The 14,777-nt window shown below is 62.3% G+C and carries 11 protein-coding genes; 2 read left to right on the forward strand and 9 right to left on the reverse strand.

What is annotated here, in order from left to right:
* Nucleotides 1-152: 152 nt before the first annotated feature.
* From ACLEJP_RS15615 to ACLEJP_RS15625, 3 genes are all read right to left on the reverse strand, one after another.
* Complete coding sequence (locus ACLEJP_RS15615; RefSeq protein ID WP_440807792.1) at nucleotides 153-4,235, reverse strand: CheR family methyltransferase; 4,083 nt, start codon at nucleotides 4,233-4,235, stop codon at nucleotides 153-155.
* A gap of 360 nt (nucleotides 4,236-4,595) precedes the next feature.
* Nucleotides 4,596-5,393: an exodeoxyribonuclease III gene (gene xth, locus ACLEJP_RS15620; RefSeq protein ID WP_440807795.1), complete on the reverse strand. Its 798-nt coding sequence runs from the start codon at nucleotides 5,391-5,393 to the stop codon at nucleotides 4,596-4,598.
* Nucleotides 5,390-5,632 (reverse strand): hypothetical protein, encoded by a 243-nt coding sequence (locus ACLEJP_RS15625; protein ID WP_186674449.1) that lies wholly within the window; start codon nucleotides 5,630-5,632, stop codon nucleotides 5,390-5,392. Before ACLEJP_RS15625 ends, xth begins: the two co-directional genes overlap by 4 nt.
* A gap of 158 nt (nucleotides 5,633-5,790) precedes the next feature.
* On the opposite strand from ACLEJP_RS15625, the gene ACLEJP_RS15630 reads away from it, so the two are divergent.
* Complete coding sequence (locus ACLEJP_RS15630; RefSeq protein WP_440807797.1) at nucleotides 5,791-6,213, forward strand: low affinity iron permease family protein; 423 nt, start codon at nucleotides 5,791-5,793, stop codon at nucleotides 6,211-6,213.
* A 77-nt stretch (nucleotides 6,214-6,290) separates the two neighbouring features.
* Nucleotides 6,291-8,078 carry a thiamine pyrophosphate-requiring protein gene (locus ACLEJP_RS15635; RefSeq protein ID WP_440807800.1) on the forward strand — a complete coding sequence of 596 codons (1,788 nt, stop codon included), beginning with the start codon at nucleotides 6,291-6,293 and terminating at the stop codon, nucleotides 8,076-8,078.
* A gap of 77 nt (nucleotides 8,079-8,155) precedes the next feature.
* On the opposite strand, the gene ACLEJP_RS15640 is transcribed toward ACLEJP_RS15635, so the two are convergent.
* The 6 genes from ACLEJP_RS15640 to exaC all read right to left on the reverse strand — a co-directional run bounded on the left by ACLEJP_RS15640 (nucleotide 8,156) and on the right by exaC (nucleotide 14,594).
* Complete coding sequence (locus tag ACLEJP_RS15640; protein ID WP_440807819.1) at nucleotides 8,156-8,770, reverse strand: hypothetical protein; 615 nt, start codon at nucleotides 8,768-8,770, stop codon at nucleotides 8,156-8,158.
* Between the two features lie 676 nt (nucleotides 8,771-9,446).
* Nucleotides 9,447-11,171 carry a PAS domain-containing hybrid sensor histidine kinase/response regulator gene (locus ACLEJP_RS15645; protein ID WP_440807802.1) on the reverse strand — a complete coding sequence of 575 codons (1,725 nt, stop codon included), beginning with the start codon at nucleotides 11,169-11,171 and terminating at the stop codon, nucleotides 9,447-9,449.
* Nucleotides 11,155-12,318: an alcohol dehydrogenase-like regulatory protein ErcA gene (gene ercA / locus ACLEJP_RS15650; protein WP_440807804.1), complete on the reverse strand. Its 1,164-nt coding sequence runs from the start codon at nucleotides 12,316-12,318 to the stop codon at nucleotides 11,155-11,157. The genes ACLEJP_RS15645 and ercA overlap by 17 nt, the downstream gene beginning before the upstream one ends.
* Nucleotides 12,319-12,407: 89 nt before the next feature.
* Nucleotides 12,408-12,680, reverse strand: a complete 273-nt coding sequence (pqqD, locus tag ACLEJP_RS15655) for a pyrroloquinoline quinone biosynthesis peptide chaperone PqqD (RefSeq protein ID WP_440807807.1) — start codon at nucleotides 12,678-12,680, stop codon at nucleotides 12,408-12,410.
* A gap of 51 nt (nucleotides 12,681-12,731) precedes the next feature.
* A complete protein-coding gene (pqqA, locus tag ACLEJP_RS15660; RefSeq protein WP_003253598.1) occupies nucleotides 12,732-12,803 on the reverse strand; it encodes a pyrroloquinoline quinone precursor peptide PqqA in 72 nt (23 codons plus the stop codon).
* A gap of 270 nt (nucleotides 12,804-13,073) precedes the next feature.
* Nucleotides 13,074-14,594, reverse strand: a complete 1,521-nt coding sequence (gene exaC, locus ACLEJP_RS15665; protein ID WP_440807809.1) for an acetaldehyde dehydrogenase ExaC — start codon at nucleotides 14,592-14,594, stop codon at nucleotides 13,074-13,076.
* Nucleotides 14,595-14,777: the final 183 nt, after the last annotated feature.

Raw genomic sequence — 14,777 nt, forward strand, 5'->3', positions numbered from 1 at the left:
AAAGTGTTTTCGCTATCGCTGACGAAATGCTTTAAGCACTTGGACACAAGATATTCGGGTTAACAAACCCCCTGCGAAGTATTGCTGCGGGTCTGCATCCGAGGTGCCAATTGCTTGCAAGCGGCCTTGCGTTGCACAAGGCCGCCCAGGGTTCAAGCCTGCCCGATACGGCAAACCGCTTCGATGGCTTCGACCAGCTCGTCGTACTGCACGGGTTTGGTCAGCCGCCGATCGAACAGTGCGGCCTCGTTCGGCCGCTTGGCCTGGTTGGTGCCGTAACCGCTCAGGGCGATGGTGGGCGTGAGACGGTGCTGCTTTTTCTCGCGCAATGCGCTGACGAACTCATGCCCGTCCATTTCCGGCATGCCGATATCCGTCAGGATGACATCGAAGCGTTTTTCACCGGCCTCCTGCAGCGCCTGGCGGGGGTCGAGGTAGCTGCTGACCAGTGCGTCTTCCATTTCCAGCAACATGCGCATCACATCAACCACTTCCGGCGAATCATCCACCAGCAGCACTCTCAGCCCTTTCAATCGGCCGTCAGCCTCCTCTGATGCGCCAGCCGGTGGCAGCTCGGGCTTGTCCCGGTTCGACAGCGGCAACTCGACGCTGAACGTCGAGCCATGCCCCAACCCGGCCGACCGGGCGACCACGCTACCGCCGTGGGCTTCGACCAACTGCCTGACCAAGGCCAGGCCAATACCCAGGCCGTCGCGGCGGTGGCTGGCATGTTTGGCCTGTTTGAACAGGTCGAAGATGCTGGACAGATCGGCAGCGGACAACCCCGGTCCGTTGTCGCTGATGTCCAGACGCGCGCAGTTTTCCGTGCGGCTCAGCATCACCCGTACCCGGGCTCTCTCGCCACTGAACTTCAAGGCATTGTTGAGCAGGTTCCACACCACCTGTTCGATCCGCGTCGGGTCACCATCGACCACCAGCGAGGTGCCCGGCTGGGGCAGCTCGAGGGTGATACGCGCCGCCGGGTACTCCTCCGCAGCGATGGCGTGGATCGACTTGACCAGGCCGACCAGGTCCAGCAACTGCTTTTTCAGTTTCAGCTTGCCAGTGCGCAGCCGGGCCGTGTCCAGCAGGTCGTCGATGATACGCGCCTGGCTGGTTACCGCGTCATTGATGGTAGCGATGGCCTTGCTCGCCTGGACGGTGTTGCGCACCGCCGGTAGCCGACGAAGGATTTCGGCGTTGAGCTGAATCAGGTTGAGCGGATGCTTCAGTTCATGCGACATCACCGCAAAGAACTCGTCCTTGAGCATGCTGTCGCTCTGCGTCTCGGCCAGCTGTTTGCTTTGCTCGTCCTGCAGGCGCTTGTGGCCGGTCAGGTCGCGGGCAATCTTGACGAAGCCTGCGGTATCGCCGCGCAACCGGGCCGTTTCACCACTGCAATAGAAGCGGCTGCCATCCTTGTGCACATGCCAGCGCTCATCCTCCGCCCGGCCATGCTCCTGGGCGCGGCACAATTCTGCTTCGGGCACGTTGGCGGCCTGGTCCTCGGCGGTGAACAGCATGCTGAAGTGGCTGCCGACAATCTCCTCGGCGCTGTAGCCGAAAATGTACTCGGCGCCCCGGTTCCAATCAGTGATCAGGCCATTGCCATCGAGGATGATGATGGCGAAATCCTGCGTGCTCTCCGCCACCAGGCGCATGCGTTCCTGGCCCAGGCGCAGGTCTTCTTCCGCTTCACGGCGCTTGGTGATGTCGATGAAGGTGAGCACCGTGCCGTCGATATGGTCTTCGCTGGAGCGGTAAGGCAGCAGCCGGGCAATGTACCAGCGCTGGTCGCTGCTGCTGACCTCGCGTTCCATCATGGTCAGCGACTCGTAGACGGCGGTGGCATCGTCAGCCAGTTGCGGGTAGTCGAGCCGGTGCGTGATGTCCAGCAGCGAACGGCCGGTGTCCACCGGCAGCATGCTGAAAATATCCTTGGCCCGGGGGGTGAACCAGCGGATGTGCATGTTGCGGTCGACGAACACCGTGGCGATATCGGTGGAGGCGATCAGGTTGGCCAGGTAATCGTTGATCTTGTCGGTTTCCTCGACCTTGCTCTTGAGTTCGTAGTTGACCGTCAGCAGCTCTTCGTTGATCGACTGCAATTCTTCCTTGCTGGTTTCCAGCTCTTCGGTGGCGGAACGCAGCTCTTCGTTGATCGCCTGCATCTCTTCGTTCGAAGCCTTCAGCTCTTCGCTGGAAACCTCCGACTGCTCGATGGTTTCCTGCAAGTGCAGCTTGGTCCGCTGCAGCTCGTTCTCGAGGCTGGCCATCACCTTGTTCTCGGTGAGCTGGTCGAACTCCAGCATCTGCTCACCGACACTCACCGGCGCCGCGTTGAACACAATGGTGCACACTTCCTGCGCCGTCACATCGTCCTTGTAGGGCCGTGCGGCGATGTCGAGCCAGTAGTCGACATCGCCCTCACTGAAACGTACCTTGCGCGACAGGGTGGCCTTGCCGCTCTGCTGCGCCTGGAACAGCGTGGTGCGCAACTCGAGCCGCAACTCGGGCATGATCAGCACCATCACGTTGCGCGCGACTTCGCCGGTCACGTAGCGCAGGAAACGCCCTGCCCCTTCGTTCATGTGCAGGATGTCGCCGTTGCTGTCGACAATCATGCTGGGTGGCATCTGCTGGGCCATGGCCCGGTTATGGATATCGGCGTAGGAAAACTTGCGCTGCACCTGCACCAGCGGTGCGGGCGTTGCCAGGCTGGACAGAGTGAAACCGCCGCGGGGCATGGTCGGGGTGCGGCGGTTCACGCTGGCGCCGACCTTGGCGCGGAAGATGCGGTTGCGCTTGTCTACCGGCGTGAACAGCTCGGGACAGGCATCGGCGGACTCCGACGAGCCCATGAACAGGTAGCCACCAGGCCGCAGGGCGAAGTGGAACATCTGCAGCATTTCCTTCTGGATGTCGCGGTCCAGGTAGATGAGCAGGTTGCGGCAGACGATCAGGTCGATCTGCGAGAACGGCGGGTCGGACAACAGGCTGTGCTTGGCGAACAACACCTTTTCGCGAACTTCCTTGCGCACCCGGTAATGCTCGTTTTCCTTGACGAAATACTGGCGCAGGCGCATCGGCGGCACGTCGGTGACGATGGCTTCCGAATAGAGCCCTGCGCGGCCAACGGCAATCGCGCGTTCATCGATGTCGGTGGCAAACACTTGCAGCTTCAACGGGTGGGACTCGAGCTTCTGGTGTTCCGCGCTCAGGATCGCCAGGCTGTAGGCCTCTTCACCGGTCGAGCAGCCAGCGGACCAGATGCGTACCTCTTCACGGTTGTCTTCCTCGTCCCTGGTACTGAGCAGCGAACCCAGCACATGGCGTTCGAGGGCTTCGAAGGCCTCGCGGTCGCGGAAGAAGTTGGTGACCCCGATCAGCATGTCGCCAAGCAGCTTCTTGGCTTCGTCCGGGGTGTCTTCCAGGTAACGCAGGTAGCTGGACAGATCCGGCTGGGTGGTCACCTGCAGCCTGCGCTCGATACGGCGCAGCACGGTCGCGCGCTTGTAATGCTTGAAGTCGTGCCCGGTGCGGGTACGCAAGGTGCGCAGGATGTCCTGGATGACCCGCTCCGCGTCCTCGCGTTCATGCTCTTCGCTCTGCGCGGACACTTTCAGGTCATGCGGCGCGGGCAACTTGATGGTCTGCGTGTTACGCCACAGCTCCAGTAATTTGTGCGGTATTTCAGCCACTGGCAAAACGGCATCGACCATACCGGTGGCAATTGCCGCCAGCGGCATGCCGTCGAACTCGGCATCGTCCGGGCTCTGCACGATGGTGATGCCGCCCTGTTCCTTGATCCGCGACAGGCCCACCGCGCCGTCACTGCCAGTCCCGGACAGCACCAGGCAGAAGCTGTATTCCTTGTGCACGTCGGCCAGGTCGCGGAAGAACAGGTCGATGGCAATATGCTTGCCCAACGGCCGGGCCGACGGCACCACTTTCAGGTAGCCATCATTCATTGCCAATTGACTGGCGGGCGATATCACGTAGATATGATTCGGCTCGATGCGCGAGGTGCCTGTTACCTGAATGACCGGCATGGCAGTGGAGCCCTGCAGGATCTTGTCCGCCACGCTTTCGTGGTCTGGCGACAGATGCAGGACAATGACGAACGCCATGTCGCTGTTTGCCGGCATGTGTTCGAGAAATACTTTCAGGGCGGCAAGCCCGCCCGCGGAGGCGCCGATGCCAACCACCGGGAAATTGAGATGACTTGGCACCATCCCGTCCCGCTCTGGGTGCGAGCTGGAAGAAGGTTTGATCGTCCTTTTCATTGTTTGCACTCGTATTTCGATGAAACCCTGACGAGACAGCATGTTCTCGTGAGACTGGCGCAGGTGCGTGAAGCATCAATGATAACAAGTATTGATCTGCCGAGCGGTCAGGGATTGCTGACTTGCCGGTTGACGATAGAAGGAACTTCAAGCGGCGTTAGTTGCGCTTGAAGTTCTACAGCACCAAATAAGTTGTACAGGTTTTCATGCGTTCGCACGCAGATTGCGCGGCAGCCAGGGAGGCCGGCAACAGCTGTGCAGGTGTGCGTGTGGACGCCCGCAGCCACAGGGGCGTGCACGCTGGAGCCGCTACGTTTGCCGGCGTCGCGTGCCCAGTTCGATCCAGGTTGGCGCATGGTCACTGGCCTTGGCTTCGTTACGCACCCAGGCATCGACGCCCGCCCGTTTCAGGTAGGGTGCCAGATCAGGGTTGAGCATCAGATGGTCGATACGAAGGCCGGCGTTGCGCGCCCAGTGGTTGCGGAAATAATCCCAGAAGGTGTAGATCCGCTCGTCCGGATACAGCTGGCGGATGGCATCGACCCAGCCCTGCCCAAGCAAGCGGGCGAAGCACGCCCGCGATTCCGGCTGCAGTAACGCATCCTTCAACCAGGAGCGCGGATTGTAGATATCCATGTCGGTAGGGACGACATTGAAATCACCGGCCAGCAGCGTTGGATGGCCGCTACCGTACAAACCCTGGGCGTGCTGGATCAGGCATTCGAACCAACGCAGCTTGTAATCGAATTTCGGCCCCGGTTGCGGGTTGCCGTTCGGCAGGTAGAGGCATGCCACCAGCACGCCATGCACTGCCGCTTCCAGATAGCGGCTTTGCGTGTCGTCCTCCATGCCTGGCAGGCCACGACGCACCTCCAGCGGCTCGCTGCCCCGCGCCAGAATGGCCACGCCGTTCCACGACGGCTGGCCCTGGTAGACACAGCCATAACCCGCTGCCTCCAGCGCCTGCCGGGGAAACTGCTGATCCGCCGCCTTGAGTTCCTGCAGGCAGGCGATGTCCGGCTGTTCCCGTTCCAGCCAGGCGAGCAGTGCCGGCAGCCGGCTGCGAATGCCATTGATGTTGAAGGTGGCGATCTTCAGCGCTTTCATGCGTCGGGGTCACTGACATGGGCCTGCACGGCATCTTCCAGGGCGTGCACGTGGGCATCGTCGGCCAGTGCCTTGAGCGCCAGCCAGTCGTCCCAGTCAATCGCGCCGTCGTCGCGCAGCGCTTCGGCGGTGCGCACCAGTTCATGGTGGTAGGCATCCGGTGACTCGCGCCGGTAGCTGATGTCGTCGTACTGGGCGTACCAGGCCGCAAGCTCGGGGATGCTGCGTTCAATGCTCATCAGGGGAGCCCTCACTGTACCCTTTGCATGTAAGAGCACCCTCGTCGCGCGACGTTCAACTTCAGCGCGGCACACCGCGCGTGCCAAGCCAGTTGAAAAAAACAACTTCCCGGTTGCTGCCACGGTCCCAAGCTAGAGGCGCACCTGGAGACGAGATCATGAAATTCGCCCAATTCTGCCAATGGCTGTCCAACCACGCCGGACGCCCCCAGACCTTCCTCATCGCGCTGCTGCTCATCGTGATATGGGGCCTCACCGGCCCCTGGTTTCACTACAACGATACCTGGCAGCTGATCATCAACACCTCCACCACCATCATCACGTTCCTGATGGTGTTCCTGATCCAGAACACCCAGAACCGCGACAATGACATCATCCACGTCAAGCTCGACGAGCTGATTCGGGCGACCAAGCACACGGAAATGTCGGTACTCGACCTGGAAGACATGGACAGCAAGAAGCTGCAGGCACTGCGCAAGGAGTACCGGGCCCTGGCGGAAGGCGGCCAGGCCGAAGGCCTGCAAAGCGACGCCGAGGTGAAGGCACAACGGGAACAGCAGCTGCGTGACCAGCAACGCTAGGGCATGGTCATGCGGGTGAAACTTTCCCCCGGCGCGCCAAGTCCAGACCCCTATCGATGACAGCCCGGGAGACGAGCATGACTGGCACGGTAGGCGATTTTCTGGTGGAGCGCCTGTATCAATGGGGCGTAAGACGCATCTTCGGTTACCCCGGCGATGGTATCAATGGCGTGTTCGGCGCGCTGGCCAGGGCCAATGGCAAGATCCAGTTCATCCAGGCCAGGCATGAGGAAATGGCCGCCTTCATGGCCAGCGCGCATGCCAAGTTCACCGGCGAACTTGGCGTGTGCATGGCCACCTCCGGCCCCGGCGCCTCGCACCTGCTGACCGGCCTGTACGACGCGCGCATGGACCACCAGCCGGTGCTGGCCATCGTCGGCCAGCAGGCACGCGCAGCACTCGGCGGGCACTACCAGCAGGAGCTGGACCTGCTGTCGATGTTCAAGGATGTGGCCGGTGCCTTCGTCCAGCAGGCCTCGACCCCGGCACAAGTGCGCCACCTGCTTGACCGCGCGGTGCGCACCGCCATCGGCGAGCGCCGGGTCACCGCCATCATCCTGCCCAACGACCTGCAGGACCTGCCCTACCACGAACCGGCCAGGGCACACGGCACCGTGCATTCCGGCGTCGGCTACAGCAGGCCCAGGGTGCTGCCTTTAGAGGCGGACCTGCAGCGCGCCGCCGACGTGCTGAATGCCGGACGCAAGGTGGCGATACTGGTCGGTGCCGGTGCCCTGCAGGCCAGCGAACAGGTGATTGCGGTGGCCGAGAGGCTGGGTGCCGGTGTGGCCAAGGCGCTGCTGGGCAAGGCCGTGCTGCCCGACGACCTGCCGTGGGTCACCGGTGCCATCGGGCTGCTCGGCACCGAACCCAGTTACCGGCTGATGAGCGAATGCGACACCTTGCTGATGATCGGTTCCGGCTTCCCCTATGCCGAGTTCCTGCCCAAGGAAGGCCAGGCCCGCGGCGTACAGATCGACCTGCAGCCGGACATGCTCAGCTTGCGCTACCCGATGGAGGTGAACCTGGTCGGTGATGCCGGTGAAACCCTGGCGGCGCTGTTGCCGCTGCTCGAGCACAAACCTGAACGGGGCTGGCGCGACGCGATCGAAAGCTGGCGTGCGCAGTGGGACCAGACCCTGGCCAAGCGCGCCCACGCCAAGGCCGAGCCGCTGAACCCGCAGCGCGTGGTGTACGAACTCTCCCCGCGCCTGCCGGACCACGCCATTGTCACCAGTGATTCCGGCTCCTGCGCCAACTGGTTCGCCCGCGACCTGCAGATTCGCCGGGGCATGCAGTGCTCGCTGTCCGGCGGCCTGGCCAGCATGGGCGCCGCCGTGCCCTACGCCATCGCCGCCAAGCTGGCCCACCCGCAGCGCTGCGTGGTGGCGCTGGTCGGTGACGGCGCGATGCAGATGAACAACCTGGCCGAATTGATCACCGTGGCAAAATACTGGCGGCAATGGGAGAACCCACAGTGGATCTGCGCAGTGTTCAACAACGAAGACCTCAACCAGGTCACCTGGGAGCAACGCGTGATGGAGGGCGACCCGAAGTTCGAGGCGTCGCAATCGATCCCCGACGTGCCCTATCACCTGTTCGCCATATCCATTGGCCTGGAGGGCATCCATGTGGACCGCGAGGAAGACATCAGCCCCGCCTGGGAGCGTGCGTTGGCGGCTGATCGGCCGGTGTTGATCGAATTCAGGACCGACCCGGACGTGCCGCCGCTGCCGCCGCATATCAAGCTGGAGCAAGCGAAGAAGTTCGCCAGCGCCCTGCTCAAGGGCGACCCTGACCAGGCCGGTATCATCGTGCAGACGGCCAGGCAAGTGCTCAGTTCGGTATTGCCGGGCAAAAAATGAACAAGCGGGTGGCCGCAACATGCTCGCCGCGAACCGGTTTCCCGGTTCGCGGCGCAATCGACGGGTCGCTCAGGCGATCAGGTTGTAATGCCGGCAAACTGCCAGACAGGCATCTGAGCCGGTTCGGCCTCGCTGCGTTTGCGCGCCCACTGGGTCAAGCCAGCCATCAGGGCAAAGCCGAGCAGGATCAATACCGGGTAGGCCAGCAGCAACTCGGTCAGCGAGTACTTCCAGGCCAGTGGCCGGCCGACACCGAGCATGGCCGCATACAGCCAGGACACACCGGACAGCGCACCGGAGAACAACGCAAACATGCGCATGCTGAAGTTCAGTTCGAGCAAAGAACCCGCTTTGAGCAGAGCAGGCAAAACATAGCGATGCAAGAGCATGCCATTGAAAGTCAACAACAGGACGATAATGACCTTTGCCTGAAGTTTGGGGTTGGCAAAATAATTCATGCCTTTATCAAGGTAGTCGATACCCACTACGGCGGCCCCGGTCAGCCATAAAAAAATGAGGGCGTTGGCTACAGAGCGTTGCAAACTGGCCATATGTTTGCCGTCTTGCCCGGTATGGGTATGCCCTTTCAACAAGTTTCTGACCATCTCCACATCGCTGGCGAAGACCAGACCGATGGCAATGCAACAGGCCAGCAAATGAACGTAAATCACTGACAACCGCACCAGCTCCATGGATTCTTTTTGCCCGAACAGGCTAATAATTGTATTGATCTCCACGACGTATTCTCCACGTAATGCGTTAGCGCTAGATGATCTTGCCATAGGCGTGCGAAAGGAGTGCTCGCAGCGGCAAGAACAAATTCATATCGTTTTAAGTGCAACAGCAGATAGTTATTTCAGGTACAGAAATAGGTACCCGAAGAGCCTCGGTAAGGCATGGCGTTACTCCACTATTCAAAAAAAAGAAAAGCCCCCACAAACATCCCTGCGATGCCGATGAGGTTGAACGTCCATAAGTTCCGGGGCGAGCGCGCAAGGGCGAGATCCGCTGAGGAATGCCCTGCTGGCAAATAGGAGTCACGCACAGCCAAATCGTTCATTTCTCAAGCGAAACGACCGACAGGCGGCACACTTTGTTACATTAGTTAGTTTGCTAAGTTATTGCAATTTGACCGTTTGGAAAGTTTTTCCAACAACTGGATCCAAACTTGGCGAGGGACATTGGATTGCTCTATTCCGCTGTTTCTCTGTATGCAGTTTGCACAATGCCCTGGCCTGTAGTGCCATCAGTTTGGCCTGATCACCCTGTTTCCTGAATTGAGTTGTGCCTGCGAACGCGGCTTCAGCCGCAACCACCGGCGCAACCACTGCCATCCAAGCAGCTGCGCGTACCTGGGCTGACGGTGGCCTAGCCCAGCAACTGGCTCAATACCGCACGCAGTTTCCCCGGCTTGACCGGCTTGTTCAGCAATGGCGCGCCGAGCTTGTGCAAGGACCGGCGACACTGATCGCTGCGGTCAGCGGTGATGATCACCGCCGGGATGGCATGGCCGAAATGTTCGCGCAAGTGCCTGACCACCTCGCAGCCGACCACACCATGATCCAGATGAAAATCGGCCAGGATCAATTCTGGCGCCCGGCCTTCCAGGGCCAGCAATGCCCCGGCCTGGTCGGTGGCAGTCACCACTTCGCAGCCCCACTGCCCAAGCAGCGCCCCCATGCTCTCGAGAATGCTCAGCTCATTGTCCAGCACCAGCAAGCGGCGGCCCGGCAACGGGTTGCCGGTGCCCGGTTGCGGCGTGGCCGGGTGCACCGGCAGCGGTACCGCTTGGCCAAGCGGCACTGCAATGCTGAACACCGAGCCACGCCCCGGCCACGAGCGCACCTCGACCCGGTAGCCAAGGATCTTGGCAATCCGTTCGACAATCGCCAGCCCCAGCCCCACGCCCTTGCGATCGGCGGCACGGCCCACGTCCAACTGGTTGAACTCGAGGAATATCGCCTGCAGCCGGTCCTGCGCGATACCCCGCCCGGTGTCCCAGACCTCCAGGCGCAAGTGCCTGCCCCGGCGCCTGGCACCCAACAGGATGCGGCCATGCTCGGTATAGCGGCAGGCGTTGCTGAGCAAGTTGCGCAGGATGCGCGTCATCAGCCGCAGGTCGGTGCTGATGGCATAGTCGCCAATCCGCGCGCGCAGCTTCAGGCCCGCTGCGTCGGCCACCGTGCGGAATTCCGAAACCAGCGGCGCGAACAGTTCGTCGAGCCGGTACAGCGCCACATCCGGCTTTACCGCGGCCTGGTCGAGCCGGGAGATGTCGAGCAAGTCGGTGAGCAGGTCTTCGGCACCTTCGAGGGCTTGATGGGTACGCTCCACCAGCACTTTCTCGGCTTCCGGCAAGGGCCGTTCGCGCAAGGTCGAAATCAGCAGCCGTGCCGCATTCAGCGGCTGCAACAGGTCATGGCTGGCTGCCGCGAGGTACTTGTCCTTGCTGCGGTTGGCGGTTTCCGCAGCATCGCGGGCAACTCGCAGGGCACGGGCGATCTGTTTGCGCTCGGCAATCTGCTGCTGCAGGTTGCGGTTGGCCTCCAGCAGTTCATCGGTGCGCGCGGCCACCCGTTGCTCAAGCTCGTCGTTGAGTTGCTGCAGGCGCTGCTGGGCCAGCTTGCGTTCGGTGATATCGGCGACGAACCCTTCCACCAGGCCCTCGTGGCCAGGCTTGAGCAGCAGGTTCATCAGCACATCGAGGTGGCTGCCATCCTTGCGCCGCAAGCGGGTTTCGTAACCGTGCACGCTGCGTTCACGGGCCAGGGTCGCGGTGATGGCGTGCAATTCGTCGGCCTCGACGAACAGGTCGCTGGCAAAATCCGTCAGGCATTGCAGCAATGCTTGCGGGCTGTCGTAACCGAGCATGCGCGCCAGCGCCGGGTTGGCCGCACGCATGCCGTCTTGCAGGCTGGCCTGGAAAATCCCGTGCACGGCATTCTCGAACAACCATTTGTAGCGGTTGCGTTCGGCCTCCAGCTCGTCCAGGCGCGCCGCCAGCTCCGGGTAATGGCTCTTGCGGGCCGAGTGGTCGCCCAGCCCCAGCAGCCCGGCCAGCGCCCGCTGCTGGTCGTCAGAGGGCCTCGCCATAGACCACCTCGACATCACGCTGGCTCGACGCGCGCGGGTTGGTAAGGATGCACGGGTCGTCCATCGCATGTTGCGACAGGAACGGAATATCGGTGGTGCGCACGCCATGCAGGCCCAGGGTTTCATGGAAGCCGATGGCATGCTTCAAGGCGATCAGGTGTTCCACCAGGCGCGCGCAGATCTGCCGGTGATTGAGGCCGCGGCAGTCGATGCCCAGCACTTCGGCAATCACCTTGAAGCGCTCCGGCGCCGAGCTGTAGTTGAACGCCACCACGTGCTCCACCAGCACCGCATTGCACAGGCCATGTGGCAGGTCGAGGAACCCGCCCAGGCTATGCGACATGGCGTGCACCGCCCCGAGGATCGCGTTGGAAAACGCCAACCCGGCCTGCATGCTGCCCAGCATGATCTTCTCGCGCAGGGCGATGTCGCCGGGGTTGGCGATCATCTCCACCAGGTTGCCGTTGATCAGGCGCATGGCCTCCAGCGCATGGGGGTCGGTCAACGGGCCGTGGCCAGTGGACACAAAGGCTTCGATGGCATGCACCAGCGCGTCGATGCCGGTGCAGGCCGACAGGAACGGGTCCATGCTCAGGGTGGTCTGCGGGTCGATCAGCGACACGTCCGGTACCACCGCCTTGCTGACGATGGAGAACTTCATGCGCTCCTGCTGGTTGGAAATGATCACGAACTGCGAGACATCGGCCGAGGTCCCGGCCGTGGTCGGAATCAGGATCAGCGGCGGGCTGGGCACGCGGATCGTGTCCACGCCCTCGAATTCGAGGATGCTGCGCCCGTGGGCGACCACGATGCCGATGGCCTTGCCGCAATCCATCGGGCTGCCACCGCCGACGGCGACGATCACGTCACAGTGGTGCTGCCGGTAGATCTCGGCGCCGAGCATCACCTCCTCGACCCGTGGGTTGGGCGACACGCCGCTGTACAGGCAGTAGTCGATGCCCTGCGCCTGCAGGCTGGCCTCGACGTCGGCGACCCAACCGGCGGCAATCACACCGGGGTCGCTGACCACCAGCACCTTGCGCGCGCCGAAGGTCTTGGCGTAATTGGCCACGTTATGCCGGCAACCGGCACCGAAAATGATTTCAGGCGAAACGAACTTGCGAAGCGGGCTGAAACTCTGGCTCATCGGAAAGCCTGTTCTTATTGTTCTGGAAGGTAATCGCCAGCGTAAAGCATCCCGTGGCGAAAGCAACCAGACCAAAGCCTGGCCATGGCTCATTCGACCCAGCACTTGGCGCGGGCCACCTCCAGGAATGCCAGCACGTCCTCGTCGAGCCCGTTAACCCCGGGGAAACGCTGCGCCAGCCGGGCGATGACCGCCGCCACGCTACGCTGGCCATCGAGCAGTTCGAGCACCCAGCCGGCACTGGCGTTGAGCTCGATGACGCCCCCCGCATGCTGCAACACCGGGCATGCCAGGTGCGGCTCCCAGCGCAGACGGAAGCCGCGGGCCAGGGACAGGGTCTGGTGGGGATCGATCAACTCCATCGGGGTTTGGCACACAAGGCCCGGCCATCGCAACGATGGCCGGCCCAGCGATCAACGATTGGCGAAATACATCGTGACTTCGAAACCAATGCGCAGGTCGGTAAAGGCGGGTTTAGTCCACATGGGGCGGTCCTCTTGTTGTGCCGGGCGATTCCGGTAGAGGCATTAATGCATGCTCGGCGCCAGGGCCGAATGCTACTTTGGAACGAGCTTGCGAGGTGCGTTGGTAGGAGGATCGGTTGCGCGATATTTGTAGGAGCGGCCTTGTGTCGCGAAAGGGCTGCAAAGCAGCCCCAGGAATACAGCATGAACGCGCAAATCGCCGGGGCTGCTGCGCAGCTCTTTCGCGACACAAGGCCGCTCCTACAGTCGACCGCGTCAACCGACCAGATGTTAGAAGAAGCCCAGCGGGTTGATGTCGTAGCTCACCAGCAGGTTCTTGGTCTGCTGGTAGTGGTCGAGCATCATCTTGTGGGTTTCACGCCCAACCCCCGACTTCTTGTAGCCACCGAACGCGGCATGCGCCGGGTACAGGTGGTAGCAGTTGGTCCATACCCGCCCAGCCTTGATCCCGCGGCCCATGCGGTAGGCACGGTTGATGTCGCGGGTCCACAGGCCTGCACCCAGGCCGAACTCGCTGTCGTTGGCGATCGCCAGGGCCTCGGCTTCGTCCTTGAAGGTGGTCACGCCCACCACCGGGCCGAAGATCTCCTCCTGGAACACGCGCATCTTGTTGTGGCCCTTGAGCAGGGTCGGCTGGATGTAGTAGCCGCTGGCCAGGTCGCCTGTGAGCCGCTCGGCAGCACCACCGGTGAGCAGTTGGGCGCCCTCCTCGCGGGCGATCTCCAGGTAGGAAAGGATCTTGTCGTACTGCTGCTCCGAAGCCTGGGCACCGACCATGGTCGTGGTGTCCAGCGGGTTGCCGCGGGTGATCCTGGCGATCTTCTTCATCACTTCGGCCATGAACGGCTCGTAGATCGACTCCTGGATCAACGCCCGCGACGGGCAGGTGCACACTTCGCCCTGGTTGAAGAACGCCAGCACCAGGCCTTCGGCAGCCTTCTCGATGAACGCCGGCTCGGCCTGCATGATGTCTTCGAAGAAGATGTTCGGCGACTTGCCGCCCAGCTCGACGGTGGACGGGATGATGTTCTCGGCGGCACATTTCATGATGTGCGAGCCCACCGGGGTGGAGCCGGTGAAGGCGATCTTGGCGATGCGCTTGCTGGTGGCCAGGGCCTCGCCGGCTTCCCGGCCAAAGCCCTGGACGATGTTCAGCACGCCGGCAGGCAGCAGGTCGGCGATCAGCTCGGCGAACACGGTGATCGACAGCGGCGTCTGCTCGGCCGGCTTGAGCACCACGCAGTTGCCGGCGGCCAGGGCCGGGGCGAGTTTCCAGGCAGCCATCAGCAGCGGGAAGTTCCACGGGATGATCTGCCCGACCACACCCAGCGGCTCGTGCATGTGGTAGGCCACGGTGCCTTCGTTGATTTCCGCAGCACCGCCTTCCTGGGCGCGGATGCAACCGGCGAAGTAGCGGAAGTGATCGGCTGCCAGCGGCACGTCGGCATTGAGGGTTTCGCGCACGGCCTTGCCGTTGTCCCAGGTTTCGGTAACGGCCAGCACTTCCAGATGCTGTTCGATACGGTCGGCGATCTTCAGCAGCAGCAGGGCCCGCTCCTGCACCGAGGTCTTGCCCCAGGCATCGGCAGCGGCATGCGCCGCGTCCAGGGCGCGCTCGATGTCCTCGGCACCGGAGCGCGGGAACTCGGCAATCGGCTGGCCATTGACCGGCGAGCTGTTGGTGAAGTACTGGCCACCCAGCGGCGCCACGAACTCACCATTGATGAAGTTGCCGTAGCGTGGCTTGAAGGACACGATGGCGCCAGGGGTTCCGGGTTGTGCGTAGATCATGCTGAGCCTCTGTGGTCGATGCCTGTCCGGCGACAGGCGATGAACCGATGTTAAAAAGCCCCGCCTGCCGGGCGAATGCATCGTTGGCAGCGGGGCTCTCGTCATTTGGTAGTAGGGCCGCTTTCCCCCGGTTTGCTTGCGGCCAACGGCACATCCCGGCGTCCACACCTTGCGCTTGTGGTT

Source organism: Pseudomonas sp. SMV7, from assembly GCF_052041995.1.
In the GTDB taxonomy this organism is placed as follows: Bacteria; Pseudomonadota; Gammaproteobacteria; order Pseudomonadales; family Pseudomonadaceae; genus Aquipseudomonas.

Coding starts and splice junctions, on each gene's coding strand:
- ACLEJP_RS15640 (WP_440807819.1), bottom strand. CDS start 8,770: ATGGAGCTGGTGCGGTTGTCAGTGATTTACGTTCATTTGCTGGCCTGT.
- xth (WP_440807795.1), bottom strand. CDS start 5,393: ATGAAAGCGCTGAAGATCGCCACCTTCAACATCAATGGCATTCGCAGC.
- exaC (WP_440807809.1), bottom strand. CDS start 14,594: ATGATCTACGCACAACCCGGAACCCCTGGCGCCATCGTGTCCTTCAAG.
- ercA (WP_440807804.1), bottom strand. CDS start 12,318: ATGAGCCAGAGTTTCAGCCCGCTTCGCAAGTTCGTTTCGCCTGAAATC.
- pqqD (WP_440807807.1), bottom strand. CDS start 12,680: ATGGAGTTGATCGATCCCCACCAGACCCTGTCCCTGGCCCGCGGCTTC.
- ACLEJP_RS15635 (WP_440807800.1), top strand. CDS start 6,291: ATGACTGGCACGGTAGGCGATTTTCTGGTGGAGCGCCTGTATCAATGG.
- ACLEJP_RS15630 (WP_440807797.1), top strand. CDS start 5,791: ATGAAATTCGCCCAATTCTGCCAATGGCTGTCCAACCACGCCGGACGC.
- ACLEJP_RS15625 (WP_186674449.1), bottom strand. CDS start 5,632: ATGAGCATTGAACGCAGCATCCCCGAGCTTGCGGCCTGGTACGCCCAG.
- ACLEJP_RS15645 (WP_440807802.1), bottom strand. CDS start 11,171: ATGGCGAGGCCCTCTGACGACCAGCAGCGGGCGCTGGCCGGGCTGCTG.
- ACLEJP_RS15615 (WP_440807792.1), bottom strand. CDS start 4,235: ATGGTGCCAAGTCATCTCAATTTCCCGGTGGTTGGCATCGGCGCCTCC.